Origin of the sequence: Cohaesibacter marisflavi (genome assembly GCF_963665895.2) — a bacterium.
In the GTDB taxonomy this organism is placed as follows: domain Bacteria; phylum Pseudomonadota; class Alphaproteobacteria; order Rhizobiales; family Cohaesibacteraceae; genus Cohaesibacter; species Cohaesibacter marisflavi.
Window position 1 is genome coordinate 790,110 of record NZ_OY762534.1, and the last position, 14,113, is coordinate 804,222.

The window sequence follows — 14,113 nt, forward strand, 5'->3', positions numbered from 1 at the left end:
GAGGACCGACTATCATGGAAGAGCTGCTCTTAGATTATCTTCCCATTATCATATTTATCGGCATCTCTCTGATTATCGGTCTTGCCCTGCTTGTCTCTCCCTTTATCGTGGCGTTCAAAAACCCCGATCCGGAAAAACTCTCTGCTTATGAGTGTGGCTTCAATGCCTTTGACGATGCGCGTATGCCGTTTGATGTGCGCTTCTATCTGGTGGCGATTCTCTTTATTATATTTGATCTGGAAGTGGCGTTTCTCTTTCCGTGGGCGGTGGCATTCGGCGATCTGGGGCTATTCGGTTTCGTATCTATGATGATTTTTCTGGCAATTCTGACTATCGGATTCGTTTATGAATGGAAGAAGGGGGCGCTGGAATGGGACTAAGCGAACAAAATCAGGCACTGGTCGCCCAGCAGCCCAAGGGCATTCTTGACCCAAAGACAGGCAAGCCTATTGGCCATGACGATCCGTTTGTATCTCAAATGCGTGCGGATCTCTCCGACAAGGGGTTTCTGGTTACCGCAGCCGATGATCTGATCACCTGGGCGCGTACCGGTTCTCTCATGTGGATGACCTTCGGACTGGCCTGCTGTGCAGTCGAGATGATGCAAATGTCCATGCCGCGCTATGACTGCGAGCGCTTCGGCTTTGCGCCGCGCGGCTCGCCCCGTCAGTCTGACGTGATGATTGTTGCGGGCACTTTGACCAACAAAATGGCTCCGGCCTTGCGCAAGGTCTATGACCAGATGCCCGAGCCTCGCTATGTCATTTCCATGGGATCCTGCGCCAATGGCGGGGGCTATTATCACTATTCCTATAGTGTTGTAAGGGGCTGCGACCGGGTTGTTCCGGTCGACATTTATGTGCCCGGTTGCCCGCCAACGGCGGAAGCGCTGCTCTATGGGGTGCTGTTATTGCAGAAGAAGATCAGGCGCACGGGATCGATCGAGCGCTGATGCTTGTATGAAAGAATTGCTGATCGGCGGGGACCGCAATGTCGCCGATTATAGGAAAAGGGCCGTTTTGGCTTTTATGAGGACGATCGTATGGACGAGACACTAAGAGATCTCGGTGACTATATCGAATTGGTATTGGATGGCAAAATCATCGATTGGCAGATTGCCTTTGGCGAGCTGACCGTCAATGCCAAGCGTGATGATATCGTCGAGATCACACGGATTTTGCGCGATGATCCCCGTCTCAAATTCGTCTCCTTCATAGACCTTACCGCCGTTGATTATCCCGCACGTCCAGAGCGTTTTGATGTGGTCTATCACTTGCTGAGCCCGAAGCAGAATGCGCGGGTCCGCATCAAGATCAAAACGGATGAAGTTAGTTATGTTGATTCCATCTGTGGTGTCTTTCCCGGCGCCAACTGGTTCGAGCGCGAAGCCTATGACATGTATGGCATCCTGTTTGCCGGACACCCTGATTTGCGCCGCCTGCTGACAGACTATGGGTTTGACGGCCACCCGCTGCGTAAGGATTTTCCGCTGACCGGATATTATGAAGTGCATTATGACGACGAGAAAAAGCGCGTCGTCTATGAGCCGGTGAAACTCGCACAGGAGTTTCGCAATTTTGATTTTCTCAGTCCCTGGGAGGGCGTTGATTATGTTCTTCCCGGAGACGAAAAGGCCGAAGGCTGATTAGGGACTGAGAGGGGATTGACGCGCTATGGCTGAAAAGCAGGTAAGAAATTTCAATATCAACTTCGGGCCCCAGCATCCCGCTGCGCATGGTGTGTTGCGTATGGTTCTGGAGTTGAATGGCGAGATTGTCGAGCGGGTGGACCCGCATGTGGGGCTACTGCATCGCGGCACCGAAAAGCTGATCGAGCATAAGATCTACTCACAGGCGACACCTTATTTCGACCGGCTTGACTATGTGGCGCCGATGAATCAGGAGCACGCATTCTGTCTGGCGGTCGAGCGTCTTCTGGGGCTGGAGGTTCCGCGCCGGGCGCAGCTGATCCGTGTTCTTTATTGCGAGATTGGGCGCATTCTCAATCATATCCTCAATATCACAACGCAGGCGATGGATGTTGGGGCGCTGACCCCGATTTTGTGGGGCTTTGAAGAGCGCGAAAAGCTGATGGTCTTTTATGAACGGGCCAGCGGCTCGCGCATGCATGCCAACTATTTTCGCGTCGGCGGCGTTCGCCAAGATCTGCCCGAAGACCTGATCGATGATATCGAGGCTTTCTGTGATCCTTTCCTGAAGGTCGTTGGTGATATCGATACGATGCTCACCGATAACCGCATTTTCAAACAGCGCAATGCCGACATCGGCGTAGTGGCGCTGGATGATGCATGGGCATGGGGCTTTTCCGGCACCATGGTGCGCTCTTGCGGTGTGCCGTGGGATTTGCGCCGGAGCCAGCCTTACGAATGCTATAGCGAAATGGAATTCGATATTCCGGTCGGCAAGCACGGGGACAATTATGACCGCTATCTGATGCGCATGGAAGAAATGCGCCAGTCAGTGCGGATCATGCGTCAATGCATCACCAAACTGCGCGAGCCTGAGGGGCAGGGGCCGGTTTGCACCGAGGATGACAAGATCGTGCCGCCAAGGCGCGATGAAATGAAGCGCTCGATGGAAGCGTTGATCAATCATTTCAAGCTGCATACGGAAGGCTTCCATGTGCCTGCCGGTGAGGTTTATGCCGCTGTGGAAGCACCAAAAGGCGAGTTTGGTGTCTATCTCGTCTCAGATGGCACGAACAAGCCGTATAAATGCAAGATTCGCGCGCCGGGCTTTGCGCATCTCTCCGCGATGGACTTTCTGTCTCGCGGGTATCAGCTGGCCGACGTGTCCGCCATTCTCGGATCGCTTGATCTGGTGTTTGGTGAGGTAGACCGCTAGGTCACTGCAATTCGGGCCTTGGTTAGGCCCCTGATTTTAACTTTGGCTTTGTCTCCCTTTGTGAGGCGGCCGAACCAGAAACGAGGAACGGCAGACATGAGTGTCCGTCGCCTGCATAGCGAACAGCCGGAGAGCTTCGAATTCTCAGCGGAGAATCTCGAATGGGCCCGGAATGTGATTGGTCGATATCCTGAAGGGCGGCAAGCGTCGGCGGTGATACCGCTTTTGACGCGGGCGCAGGAGCAGGAAGGCTGGGTGACCCAGCCTGCGATCGAATATGTGGCCGATATGCTGTCTATGCCCTATATTCGCGTTTTGGAAGTGGCGACCTTCTATACCCAGTTCCTGCTGCAGCCGGTGGGCAAGAAGGCCCATATTCAGGTGTGCGGCACCACGCCGTGCCGTTTGCGCGGCGCGGGGGATCTGATCCGGGTTTGCAAAAACAAGATTGCCGACAAGCAGTTTGCACTTTCCGAGGATGGTGATTTCTCCTGGGAAGAAGTGGAATGTGCAGGTGCGTGCGTCAATGCGCCGATGATCCAGATCTCAAAGGATACCTATGAGGATCTGACGCCTGAAATCTTTGAAGAGCTGATCGACAAGATTGCGGCTGGCAAGGCTGTCGAGCCGGGAAGCCAGACAGGCCGACAGGGCTCTGCTCCGGCAACCGGTCCGGTTACGCTGACCGATCCTTCGCTTTATGATGGTTCTCGGGTCAAGTGGGGTCTTGGCGCCGAAATGGATGAGCCGGAAGACGAAGCCGAAACGGTAGAGGACGCTCAAAAAGACGCCCAATCAGATACAACAGAGGGGGCTTCGCAGCCTGACAGCAGCGCGGAAAGCGGTATGCCGGTTCTTCTGCGCGAGCCTTTGGATGGCAAGGCGGACAATCTGAAGGAAATCAGCGGTATAGGTCCCAAGATTGAGCAGAAGCTCAACGGGGTTGGGGTGTTCCACTTTGCCCAGATTGCCCAATGGACCGACGAGAATATAGCCTTCATCGACAGCCAGCTCGCCTTCAGGGGCCGGATTGCCCGCGAGAACTGGATTGAGCAGGCCAAAGTGCTGGCCTCTGGTGCCGAGACAGACTTTTCCAAGCGGGTGCAGGCCGGTGCGGTTTCATCCAGCAAGAGCGGAGGGGATGCATAATGGCCGTAATGCTCGAGGATAAGGACCGGATTTTCACCAATATCTACGGCATCCATGATTGGGGGCTGGAAGGTGCCTTGAAGCGCGGCTCATGGGACGGCACCAAGGGGCTGCTGCAAAAGGGGCGCGAGTGGATCATCAACGAGATGAAAGCGTCCGGCCTGCGCGGTCGTGGTGGGGCTGGGTTCCCGACTGGGCTTAAATGGTCTTTCATGCCGCCAAAGCAGGAAGGGCGCCCGCATTATCTGGTTGTCAATGCCGATGAATCCGAGCCGGGCACCTGCAAGGACCGCGAAATCCTGCGCAATGATCCTCACCATCTGGTGGAAGGCTGCCTGATAGCTGGCTTTGCCATGAATGCGGACGCGGCTTTCATCTATGTGCGTGGTGAGTTCATTCGTGAGCGCGAGCGGCTACAGGCTGCCGTTGATGAGGCCTATGAGAAGAAGCTCATCGGCAAGAACAATATCCATGGCTATGATTTCGATATCATCGTGCACCATGGTGCTGGCGCTTATATCTGCGGTGAGGAAACCGCCCTTCTGGAATCGCTGGAAGGCAAGAAGGGGCAACCGCGTCTGAAGCCGCCATTCCCGGCCAATGTGGGCCTTTATGGCTGCCCGACGACGGTCAACAACGTGGAATCCATCGCCGTTGCCCCAACGATCCTGCGGCGCGGGGCCAACTGGTTCAAGGGCTTCGGTGCGGAGAATAACCACGGCACCAAGCTGTTCTGCGTCTCCGGCCATGTCAATCAGCCTGCAACCTTCGAGGAAGCCATGTCGATCCCATTCAAGGAGCTGATCGACAAGCATTGTGGTGGCATTCGCGGCGGCTGGGACAATCTGTTGGCCGTCATTCCGGGTGGCTCTTCGGTCCCTTGCGTTCCGGCAGACCAGATCATGGATTGCCCGATGGATTTCGACAGCCTCAAGGAGCTAGGCTCCGGTTTGGGCACGGCTGCGGTCATCGTGATGGACAAATCGACCGACATCGTCGCTGCAATTGCCCGGATTTCCTATTTCTATAAGCATGAAAGCTGTGGCCAGTGCACACCGTGCCGTGAAGGAACCGGTTGGATGTGGCGCGTGATGGAACGCATGGCGCGCGGAGAGGCGCAGAAGAAAGAAATCGACATGCTGTTCGAGGTTTCCAAGCAGGTAGAAGGTCATACGATCTGCGCCCTTGGCGATGCCGCAGCATGGCCGGTGCAGGGGCTTATTCGCCATTTCCGGCCGGAAATCGAAAAGAGAATTGATCAGTATACGGCCAATCCGAACGCGGATGCGGCCCCACTGGAAGCGGCCGAATAGGCCGATAGAGTTTAACGCAACGGAGACACGTTCGATGGCAAAGCTGGTCGTTGACGGAATTGAGATAGACGTCCCGAAAGAATATAGCCTGCTGCAAGCTGCAGAGGAGGCCGGGGCCGAGATTCCGCGTTTTTGCTATCACGAGCGTCTGTCGATTGCGGGCAACTGCCGCATGTGTCTTGTCGAAGTGAAGGGCGGGCCGCCCAAGCCGACGGCTTCCTGCGCGATGCGCGTGGGCGATCTGCGCCCCGGGCGTGATGGCGAGCCGCCGGAGATTTTCACCAAGTCTCCCATGGTCAAGAAGGCACGCGAAGGGGTGATGGAGTTTTTGCTCATCAACCATCCGCTTGATTGTCCGATTTGCGATCAGGGCGGGGAATGCGATCTGCAGGATCAAGCCATGGCCTTTGGCAAGGGTGGTTCACGGTTCGACGAGAACAAGCGTGCGGTCGAGAATAAATATATCGGTCCACTGGTGAAAACCACCATGACCCGCTGCATTCATTGCACCCGCTGTGTGCGTTTCACCACAGAGGTGTGTGGCATTCACGAACTGGGACTGGTCGGTCGCGGGGAAGATGCCGAGATCACCACCTATCTGGAAGCGGCGCTCACATCGGAGTTGCAGGGCAACGTGATTGATCTCTGCCCCGTTGGCGCTCTGACATCCAGGCCTTATGCCTTCACGGCGCGTCCGTGGGAATTGACCAAGACCGAGACCATCGATGTGATGGACGCGGTGGGCAGCAATATTCGCGTTGATACCCGTGGTCGGGAAGTGATGCGCATCCAGCCGCGTGTCAATGACGCAATCAACGAGGAATGGATTTCCGACAAGACCCGCTTCATTTGGGATGGGCTCAAATCACAACGACTCGACAAGCCTTATGTGCGCAAGGATGGCAAGCTGACCCCGGCAAGCTGGGATGATGCCTTCCGTGCCATTGCTGCCAAGCTGAATGGCTTGGCCGGTGACAGGATCGGCGCAATTGCGGGCGCGATGGCAAGCGTGGAAGAAATGTATGCGCTCAAGGCTCTGATGACATTACTCGGCTCGGGCAATATGGATGCGCGGCAGGATGGCTCTGTTCTGACCTCGGCCATGGGGCGGGCTGCCTATCTGTTCAATGCCACCATAGAAGGCATTGAAGAGGCGGACGCTATTCTGATCATCGGCTCGAATCCGCGCATGGAAGCGGCGGTGCTCAATGCCCGTATCCGCAAGACATGGCTGGCGGGGAACACGAAAATCGCCGTTATTGGCGAACAGGCCGACCTCAAATATGGCTATGATTATCTGGGTGCTGGTGCCGACAGTCTGGCCGATCTCGCCGCTGGCAAGGGAGCGTTCTTTGATGTGCTCAAGGGTGCGCAGAAGCCGCTGATCCTCATCGGGCAGGGCGCGATCAATCATGACGATGGCGAAGCTGTTCTGGCGCAAGCTGCCAAGCTGGCCGAGGCTTGCGGCGCGCTCTCTGACGAATGGAACGGCTTCTCGGTGCTGCATACCGATGCAAGCGCTGTCGGAGCCTTGGAAGTGGGCTTTGAGCCGCAGGCAGGGGGCAAGGATATCGCCGCGATGCAGGCCGGTGGCGTGGATGCTCTGTTCCTGCTCGGGGCCGATGAGCTGGCTTTTGATGCCTTTGGTGATGCATTCAAGATTTATATCGGGAGCCACGGCGATGCCGGTGCCCATGCGGCAGACGTCATCTTGCCTGCTGGGACCTATACCGAGAAGTCGGGGCTATATGTGAATACTGAAGGGCGGGTGCAACTGGCATTACGCGCAAACTTTCCTCCCGGAGATGCCAAGGAAGACTGGGCCATTCTGCGGGCGCTCTCTGCTGTTTTGGGCAAGGCTTTGCCGTTTGACAGCCTTGATCAGCTGCGCGCGCAGTTGCTTGATGCCTATCCTCAGTTCGAGGTGACGGACGAATGCCTTGTGGGCGATCCTTCTGATATCAGGGCGTTGGCGCAAAAGGCAAAACCGGTCAAAGGGCAGGCATTGATTTGTCCGGTTTCGGACTATTACCTGACCAACCCAATCGCGCGCGCCTCGGCTGTCATGGCCGAATGCAGCGCACTGGCCAAGAGCAACAAAGCGGAAGCTGCGGAATGAGAGGACTGCTAGATGAATGATTTTGTCGCAAACTGGCTGATCCCTGGCGCCATCATGGTGGGGCAATCCCTTCTGCTGTTGGTCGTTCTGTTGGTTGTGATTGCCTATGTCCTGCTTGCCGATCGCAAGATCTGGGCTGCCGTGCAGATGCGGCGCGGGCCAAATGTGGTCGGGCCTTTCGGCCTGTTGCAGTCATTTGCAGACCTTTTGAAGTTTGTTTTCAAGGAACCGATTATTCCGTCCGGCTCCAACAAGGTGATCTTCCTGCTCGGCCCACTTGTTACCGTGACCGTGGCGTTGGCTGCGTGGGCTGTGGTGCCGGTGGCGGATGGCTGGGTGATCTCGGACATCAATGTGGGCATTCTCTATTTGCTGGCTGTCTCCTCTCTCGGTGTTTACGGCATCATCATGGGGGGCTGGGCGTCCAACTCGAAATACCCGTTTCTTTCTGCCTTGCGGTCTGCCGCGCAGATGGTTTCCTATGAGGTGTCTATCGGCTTTGTCATTGTGACGGTGCTGCTGTGCGTCGGGTCGCTTAACCTGACCGATATCGTCATGGCGCAGCAGAGTGGCCTTGCGACCAAGCTGGGAATGCCGTCAATCAGTTTTCTGAATTGGTACTGGTTGCCGCTCTTCCCGATGTTCGTCGTGTTTTTCATTTCAGCACTGGCCGAGACCAATCGCCCGCCGTTTGATCTGGCAGAGGCGGAGTCCGAGCTGGTGGCCGGTTTCATGGTCGAATATGGCTCGACCCCTTACATGATGTATATGCTGGGTGAATATGTCTCGATTGCGCTGATGTGTTCGATGACGACGATCCTGTTCATGGGGGGCTGGTTGCCGCCGCTTGATATCGCTCCCTTTACATGGGTGCCCGGCGTTGTCTGGTTCATTCTGAAGTCCAGTCTGGTCTTTTTCATGTTTGCCATGGTGAAGGCTTTTGTTCCCCGTTACCGCTATGACCAGTTGATGCGTCTTGGCTGGAAGGTGTTCCTGCCGATGTCGCTATTCTATGTGGTGCTGGTGGCTGGCGTTCTGCAATTTGCCGGTTGGGCACCTTAAGAGCCTGAAGGGCAAGAGGGGGCAGGAATGTTTGATTTGTCGTTGCCCGGAATGGTCGGGGCCCTGATTGGCGGGGTGATCGGCTGGGCCGACTTCAAGATGATTGGTGGCCTTGTTGGCGCTAAATGGATGAAATCCCGTTCGGAAAGGGGCCTTGGCAACCATCCGAACACAAAGAGAGTTGGCGACTGGATTCAGTTTGGAATCTGGTGTGGTACACAGCTTCTGTTTCCGGTGATCGGCTATTGGGCCGGTGCGTCGCTGGCAGGCTAAGGGTGGTTGAAGAGAGATGGATCAGGCAGCGTTGATTGCTGGTAGTCTTGGGGCCTTTGTCGGATTGGCGATTGCTCTGGTGGCAAACCTTGTCGTTTTGCCTGCTGTCCTCAAGGCACAGGAAGACGGGTTCATTATGGGGCGCAAGACGGTCTTGAGTTCCATGACCCCGGACACGGTGGCCCGGATTACGCGTTTCATGTATCGGGTTCCTATGCCGCTGTTGTTTGCATTTGTTGGCTTTCTGGCCGGTTTGAAGGCGTATGGAGGGTATTGATGGCACTAGAACAAGCTGCTAAATCGCTGATGCTGAAGGAGTTTGTTTCGGCCTTCTTCCTGTCGATGCGCTATTTCTTCGCGCCCAAATCGACAGTGAACTATCCGTTCGAGAAAGGGTCGGTGTCTCCGCGCTTTCGTGGGGAACATGCCCTCAGACGCTATCCAAACGGGGAAGAGCGCTGCATTGCCTGCAAATTGTGTGAAGCCATCTGTCCGGCGCAGGCGATTACCATCGAGGCGGGGCCGCGCGGCAATGACGGAACGCGCCGGACGACCCGCTATGACATCGATATGACCAAATGCATCTATTGCGGCTATTGCCAGGAGGCGTGCCCGGTGGAAGCGATTGTCGAGGGACCGAATTTCGAATTCGCCGCTGAAACGCGTGAGGAGCTTTTCTACAACAAGGAGAAGCTGCTCGAGAATGGCGAGCGCTGGGAGCAGGAACTGGCTCGCAATATCGCATTGGATGCGCCTTACCGCTAAGGCGGTATGCACTGGATTTCAAGGAGAGATGCCTCCCGCAAGGGACGCAGGAAAGCAAAAGACATGATTCTTCAGAGCGTCTTCTTTTATCTGTTTTCAGCGGTGCTGCTGGTTTCGGCGCTGATGGTGATCGGTGCGCGCAATCCGGTGCATTCGGTGCTGTTTTTGATCCTTGCCTTTTTTAATGCTGCGGCACTGTTCGTGCTGCTGGGGGCCGAGTTTCTGGCGATGCTGCTGGTGGTGGTCTATGTGGGCGCGGTTGCGGTGTTGTTCCTGTTTATCGTGATGATGCTGGATGTCGATTTCGTTGAGCTGCGGGCCGGCTTTCTGACCTATATGCCGGTCGGTCTTGTCGTGGGTGTCGTGTTGTTGGCCGAGCTGTTGATCGCGCTGGGCGGTTGGGCTCTGAGCCCCGATCTGGCGGCGAATCTGGGGGAACCGATGCCAACGCTGGCTGAAGCTTCCAACATCGAGGCCATCGGGGCGCTGCTCTATACCAAATATGTTTTCTATTTCCAGACTGCGGCGTTGATCCTGTTTGTTGCGATGATCGGGGCGATTGTCTTGACGCTTCATCACCGTAGGGATGTGCAGCGCCAGAATATCGAGCGGCAGGTTGCGCGCAACGCCGAGAATTCAATTGAAATTATAAATGTGGAACCGGGTAACGGCATCTAACCGGACCGACACCGCTTGTAAGAAGTGCCCGCTGCTCAATGCGGGCGGGACCAAGAAGGGACAGACAGAGAGATGGAAATCGGGCTTAGCCATTATCTGACCGTTGCAGCGATCCTGTTCGTGATCGGGATGTTCGGCATTTTCATCAACCGGAAGAATGTCATCGTCATTCTTATGTCGATCGAGCTGATCCTCTTGGCGGTCAATATCAACTTCGTTGCCTTTTCCTCCTATCTGGGTGATCTGGCTGGGCAGATTTTCGGTTTGCTCATTCTTACTGTTGCCGCCGCCGAGGCGGCAATCGGGCTGGCCATTCTGGTCGTGTTTTATCGCAATCGCGGCTCTATCGCGGTTGAAGACATCAATATGATGAAAGGCTGAGAGAGATCATGTATTCGGCCATTGTCTTCCTGCCGCTGATTGGCTTTTTGATTGCGGGCCTGTTCGGGCGCACACTCGGGCACAAGGCGTCGGAAATCATAACCAGCACCCTGCTGGTGATTGCGGCATTCTTGTCATGGGTTGCCTTTCTTTCTGTTGGGATCGGCCATGGAGAAAGCCAGACGGTCAACATTCTGACCTGGCTCAGCTCCGGTGATCTGGAAATTAACTGGTCCATTCGCGTCGATACCCTGACCGTTGTGATGCTGGTGGTGGTCAATACGATTTCTGCGCTCGTGCATATCTATTCCATCGGCTATATGCATGCCGATCCGCATCGGGCGCGTTTCTTTGCTTATCTGTCGCTCTTCACCTTCGCGATGCTGTCGCTGGTGACCGCCGATAACCTGTTACAGATGTTCTTTGGCTGGGAAGGCGTGGGGCTGGCCTCCTATCTGTTGATTGGCTTCTGGTATCAGAAGCCCTCTGCCAATGCTGCTGCGATGAAGGCGTTCATCGTCAACCGCGTGGGGGATTTCGGCTTCCTGCTGGGGCTATGCGGTATCTATGTGCTGTTTGGCAGTATCAGCTTTGACACGATCTTCGCCAATGCTTCGGCCATGCAAGAGCAAACCATTCATTTCCTCGGGCAGGATTTCAACGCGCTGACGACAATCTGCCTGCTGCTCTTCGTGGGGGCCATGGGCAAGTCGGCCCAGTTCCTTCTGCACACATGGTTGCCTGATGCCATGGAAGGGCCAACGCCTGTTTCCGCGCTTATCCATGCTGCCACCATGGTGACGGCGGGCGTGTTCATGGTGGCGCGTCTGTCGCCGTTGTTCGAGCTTTCGCCCTCGGCGCTGGAAGTGGTGACCTTCATTGGTGCCACAACGGCCTTCTTCGCCGCCACTGTTGGCCTCGTGCAGAATGACATCAAGCGGGTGATTGCCTATTCGACATGTTCGCAGCTTGGCTACATGTTTGTTGCGCTGGGGATCGGCGCCTATGGCGCTGCAGTGTTCCATCTCTTCACGCACGCTTTCTTCAAGGCCCTGCTGTTCCTGGGGGCGGGCTCTGTGATCCATGCGGTTTCCGATGAGCAGGACATGCGGCGCATGGGCGGTTTGCGCAAGCATATCAAACTGACCTATCTGATGATGCTGGTCGGCACCTTTGCGCTGACGGGCGTGGGCATTCCGGGCACCATTCTCGGGTTCGCCGGTTTCAATTCCAAGGACGCCATTATCGAATCCGCCTTTGCTGCGCAAAATGGCATGGCCAATTATGCCTTTGCGATGACGGTGATTGCGGCGCTCTTTACCAGCTTCTATAGCTGGCGGCTTATCTTCCTGACCTTCCATGGCCGAGAGCGCATGAGCGCCGATGTGAAGGCGCACATTCATGAAAGCCCAGCCGTGATGACCGTGCCGCTTATGGCGCTGGCGCTTGGGGCGGTTCTGGCCGGTATGGTCTTTGCCGGATATTTCTATGGCCATCATTATGAGGAATTCTGGAAGGGGGCTCTGTTCACGGGGCCGGAAAACCATGTCATGCATGATTCCCACGACGTGCCGATGATGGTCAAGCTTGCCCCGTTCGTCATGATGGCGGTCGGCTTTCTGGTTGCCTTTGGTTTCTACATCCTCTCGCCGAGCACACCCAAAAAGCTCGCCGAGCGGCATAACTGGCTCTACAAGTTCCTGCTCAACAAATGGTATTTCGACGAGCTTTATAACTTCCTCTTCATTCGTGGCGCCAAGGGGCTTGGTTCGCTGCTCTGGAAGGGGGGAGATGAAGGCGTGATTGATCGCTTCGGGCCAAACGGGATTGCTGCGCGCGTTGTTGCACTGACCAGTCGGATCAATCGGCTACAAACCGGATATGTCTATCACTATGCCTTTGCCATGATGATTGGTGTGGCGATCCTGATTACCTATTCCATGCTAAGCGGGGGAGCACACCAATGAGCGACTGGCCACTTCTTTCTACGGTCGTTTTCCTGCCATTGGTCGGGGCGATGATGATCCTGCTGGTCAAGGGCGATACGGCTATAGCCCGACGCAACATCACCAATGTTGCGCTCTGGACCACGGTGGTGACATTTCTTATTTCGCTGCTGATTTTGAGCCAGTTTGATTCATCCAATGCCGGCTTCCAGATGCAGGAAACCGCCGACTGGCTCGGTGGCTCCATTGCTTATCGCATGGGAGTTGATGGCATCTCGATCCTGTTCGTCATTCTGACAACGGCGCTGATGCCCGCTGCCATTTATGCCAGCCGCAATTCCATCCAGAAGCGGGTGAAGGAATATATGATTGCCTTCCTCGTTCTGGAAACCATGATGATCGGCGTCTTTTGTGCGCTGGATCTGGTGCTGTTCTATCTGTTCTTTGAGGCGGGCCTCATTCCGATGTTCCTCATCATCGGCATCTGGGGTGGACAAAACAGGGTGTATGCCAGCTTCAAATTCTTCCTCTACACGCTGGCGGGATCGGTGTTGATGCTGCTGGCCGTGATGGCGATGTATTGGGACGCTGGCACGACCGATATCGTGACGCTGCTGGCCCATCCTTTCTCGCCGCAGATGCAAACGTGGCTGTGGCTGGCTTTCTTCGCTTCATTCGCTGTCAAAATGCCCATGTGGCCGGTGCACACCTGGTTGCCGGATGCCCATGTGCAGGCACCGACGGCAGGGTCGGTCATTCTGGCGGGGGTATTGTTGAAGATGGGGGGCTATGGCTTCCTGCGCTTCTCGCTGCCCATGTTCCCGATTGCGTCGGATATGTTCGCGCCGCTGGTCTATACGCTATCGGTGATTGCCATCATCTATACCTCACTGGTGGCACTGGCCCAGCAGGATATCAAGAAACTGATCGCCTATTCGTCGGTGGCGCATATGGGTTATGTCACCATGGGGGTTTTCTCCATGACCGAGCAGGGCGTGCAGGGCGGTATTTTCCAGATGATCTCCCACGGCATTGTTTCAGGCGCCTTGTTCCTGTGCGTTGGCGTTGTCTATGACCGGATGCATACGCGTGAAATCTCGGCCTATGGTGGCCTCGTCAACCGCATGCCGGTGTTTGCCACGCTGTTCATGATCTTTACCATGGCCAATGTCGGCTTGCCCGGAACGTCTGGTTTTATTGGTGAGTTCCTGACCATCATTGGCGTGTTTCAGGTCAATACGTGGGTTGCGCTGTTTGCTGCAACAGGGGTTATCCTGTCGGCGTCCTATGCCTTGTGGCTTTATCGCCGGATCATTTTCGGCAAGCTGGAGAAGGAGAGCCTCAAGGGTATCCTTGATATGGATATCCGCGAGAAAACCATTCTAGTGCCGCTTGCTGTTTTGACAATCCTGTTCGGTTTCTACCCTGCGCCCATTCAGAATGTGACGGCTGTGGCTGTCGAAAATCTGATCAACAATTATCAGGCAGCCCTCAGCGCTGCGGACAAGCTGGCACTGCTTGCTCAATAGAGCGCGGTGTAAGCGAAACATGAAGTGAGTGAAA

Annotated in this window: 15 protein-coding genes; all 15 read left to right on the forward strand. The window is 55.6% G+C overall.

The genetic code is table 11. The features are described 5' to 3' along the window. Positions 1 to 14: 14 nt before the first annotated feature. The 15 genes from ACKPCT_RS04820 to ACKPCT_RS04890 all read left to right on the forward strand — a co-directional run bounded on the left by ACKPCT_RS04820 (position 15) and on the right by ACKPCT_RS04890 (position 14,079). Entirely contained in the window at positions 15 to 380 is a 366-nt protein-coding gene (locus tag ACKPCT_RS04820; RefSeq protein WP_090071607.1) for an NADH-quinone oxidoreductase subunit A, read from the forward strand. Next, the gene (locus ACKPCT_RS04825; RefSeq protein WP_090071605.1) at positions 371 to 952 is read left to right on the forward strand and encodes a NuoB/complex I 20 kDa subunit family protein; all 582 of its coding nucleotides are present in this window, start codon (positions 371 to 373) and stop codon (positions 950 to 952) included. The genes ACKPCT_RS04820 and ACKPCT_RS04825 overlap by 10 nt, the downstream gene beginning before the upstream one ends. Before the next feature lie 90 nt (positions 953 to 1,042). Beyond that, positions 1,043 to 1,645 carry an NADH-quinone oxidoreductase subunit C gene (locus ACKPCT_RS04830; protein ID WP_090071603.1) on the forward strand — a complete coding sequence of 201 codons (603 nt, stop codon included), beginning with the start codon at positions 1,043 to 1,045 and terminating at the stop codon, positions 1,643 to 1,645. A 28-nt stretch (positions 1,646 to 1,673) separates the two neighbouring features. Continuing rightward, positions 1,674 to 2,864 (forward strand): NADH-quinone oxidoreductase subunit D, encoded by a 1,191-nt coding sequence (locus ACKPCT_RS04835; RefSeq protein WP_319568539.1) that lies wholly within the window; start codon positions 1,674 to 1,676, stop codon positions 2,862 to 2,864. Positions 2,865 to 2,960: 96 nt separating this feature from the next. Beyond that, positions 2,961 to 4,013 (forward strand): NADH-quinone oxidoreductase subunit NuoE, encoded by a 1,053-nt coding sequence (gene nuoE / locus ACKPCT_RS04840; protein WP_319568540.1) that lies wholly within the window; start codon positions 2,961 to 2,963, stop codon positions 4,011 to 4,013. 8 nt (positions 4,014 to 4,021) lie between these two features. Next, positions 4,022 to 5,326, forward strand: a complete 1,305-nt coding sequence (nuoF, locus tag ACKPCT_RS04845) for an NADH-quinone oxidoreductase subunit NuoF (protein WP_319569385.1) — start codon at positions 4,022 to 4,024, stop codon at positions 5,324 to 5,326. A gap of 34 nt (positions 5,327 to 5,360) precedes the next feature. Then, a complete protein-coding gene (gene nuoG / locus ACKPCT_RS04850; protein WP_319568541.1) occupies positions 5,361 to 7,445 on the forward strand; it encodes an NADH-quinone oxidoreductase subunit NuoG in 2,085 nt (694 codons plus the stop codon). A gap of 12 nt (positions 7,446 to 7,457) precedes the next feature. Further along, the gene (gene nuoH / locus ACKPCT_RS04855; protein ID WP_090071596.1) at positions 7,458 to 8,507 is read left to right on the forward strand and encodes an NADH-quinone oxidoreductase subunit NuoH; all 1,050 of its coding nucleotides are present in this window, start codon (positions 7,458 to 7,460) and stop codon (positions 8,505 to 8,507) included. Positions 8,508 to 8,534: 27 nt separating this feature from the next. Then, a complete protein-coding gene (locus tag ACKPCT_RS04860; protein WP_319568542.1) occupies positions 8,535 to 8,780 on the forward strand; it encodes a hypothetical protein in 246 nt (81 codons plus the stop codon). A gap of 16 nt (positions 8,781 to 8,796) precedes the next feature. Continuing rightward, positions 8,797 to 9,057: a hypothetical protein gene (locus ACKPCT_RS04865; RefSeq protein WP_090071592.1), complete on the forward strand. Its 261-nt coding sequence runs from the start codon at positions 8,797 to 8,799 to the stop codon at positions 9,055 to 9,057. Further along, entirely contained in the window at positions 9,057 to 9,545 is a 489-nt protein-coding gene (nuoI, locus tag ACKPCT_RS04870; RefSeq protein ID WP_319568543.1) for an NADH-quinone oxidoreductase subunit NuoI, read from the forward strand. The genes ACKPCT_RS04865 and nuoI overlap by 1 nt, the downstream gene beginning before the upstream one ends. Before the next feature lie 63 nt (positions 9,546 to 9,608). Beyond that, positions 9,609 to 10,223: an NADH-quinone oxidoreductase subunit J gene (locus ACKPCT_RS04875; protein ID WP_319568544.1), complete on the forward strand. Its 615-nt coding sequence runs from the start codon at positions 9,609 to 9,611 to the stop codon at positions 10,221 to 10,223. A gap of 72 nt (positions 10,224 to 10,295) precedes the next feature. Beyond that, complete coding sequence (nuoK, locus tag ACKPCT_RS04880; RefSeq protein ID WP_090071585.1) at positions 10,296 to 10,604, forward strand: NADH-quinone oxidoreductase subunit NuoK; 309 nt, start codon at positions 10,296 to 10,298, stop codon at positions 10,602 to 10,604. An 8-nt stretch (positions 10,605 to 10,612) separates the two neighbouring features. Further along, positions 10,613 to 12,571, forward strand: a complete 1,959-nt coding sequence (gene nuoL, locus ACKPCT_RS04885; RefSeq protein WP_319568545.1) for an NADH-quinone oxidoreductase subunit L — start codon at positions 10,613 to 10,615, stop codon at positions 12,569 to 12,571. Further along, complete coding sequence (locus tag ACKPCT_RS04890) at positions 12,568 to 14,079, forward strand: NADH-quinone oxidoreductase subunit M (RefSeq protein ID WP_319568546.1); 1,512 nt, start codon at positions 12,568 to 12,570, stop codon at positions 14,077 to 14,079. The genes nuoL and ACKPCT_RS04890 overlap by 4 nt, the downstream gene beginning before the upstream one ends. The last annotated feature ends 34 nt before the right edge of the window (positions 14,080 to 14,113 follow it).

Bases quoted from the DNA above. Each gene is read 5' to 3' on its own strand.
- ACKPCT_RS04820 (WP_090071607.1), top strand. From the start codon at position 15: ATGGAAGAGCTGCTCTTAGATTATCTTCCCATTATCATATTTATCGGC.
- ACKPCT_RS04825 (WP_090071605.1), top strand. From the start codon at position 371: ATGGGACTAAGCGAACAAAATCAGGCACTGGTCGCCCAGCAGCCCAAG.
- ACKPCT_RS04830 (WP_090071603.1), top strand. From the start codon at position 1,043: ATGGACGAGACACTAAGAGATCTCGGTGACTATATCGAATTGGTATTG.
- ACKPCT_RS04835 (WP_319568539.1), top strand. From the start codon at position 1,674: ATGGCTGAAAAGCAGGTAAGAAATTTCAATATCAACTTCGGGCCCCAG.
- nuoE (WP_319568540.1), top strand. From the start codon at position 2,961: ATGAGTGTCCGTCGCCTGCATAGCGAACAGCCGGAGAGCTTCGAATTC.
- nuoF (WP_319569385.1), top strand. From the start codon at position 4,022: ATGCTCGAGGATAAGGACCGGATTTTCACCAATATCTACGGCATCCAT.
- nuoG (WP_319568541.1), top strand. From the start codon at position 5,361: ATGGCAAAGCTGGTCGTTGACGGAATTGAGATAGACGTCCCGAAAGAA.
- nuoH (WP_090071596.1), top strand. From the start codon at position 7,458: ATGAATGATTTTGTCGCAAACTGGCTGATCCCTGGCGCCATCATGGTG.
- ACKPCT_RS04860 (WP_319568542.1), top strand. From the start codon at position 8,535: ATGTTTGATTTGTCGTTGCCCGGAATGGTCGGGGCCCTGATTGGCGGG.
- ACKPCT_RS04865 (WP_090071592.1), top strand. From the start codon at position 8,797: ATGGATCAGGCAGCGTTGATTGCTGGTAGTCTTGGGGCCTTTGTCGGA.
- nuoI (WP_319568543.1), top strand. From the start codon at position 9,057: ATGGCACTAGAACAAGCTGCTAAATCGCTGATGCTGAAGGAGTTTGTT.
- ACKPCT_RS04875 (WP_319568544.1), top strand. From the start codon at position 9,609: ATGATTCTTCAGAGCGTCTTCTTTTATCTGTTTTCAGCGGTGCTGCTG.
- nuoK (WP_090071585.1), top strand. From the start codon at position 10,296: ATGGAAATCGGGCTTAGCCATTATCTGACCGTTGCAGCGATCCTGTTC.
- nuoL (WP_319568545.1), top strand. From the start codon at position 10,613: ATGTATTCGGCCATTGTCTTCCTGCCGCTGATTGGCTTTTTGATTGCG.
- ACKPCT_RS04890 (WP_319568546.1), top strand. From the start codon at position 12,568: ATGAGCGACTGGCCACTTCTTTCTACGGTCGTTTTCCTGCCATTGGTC.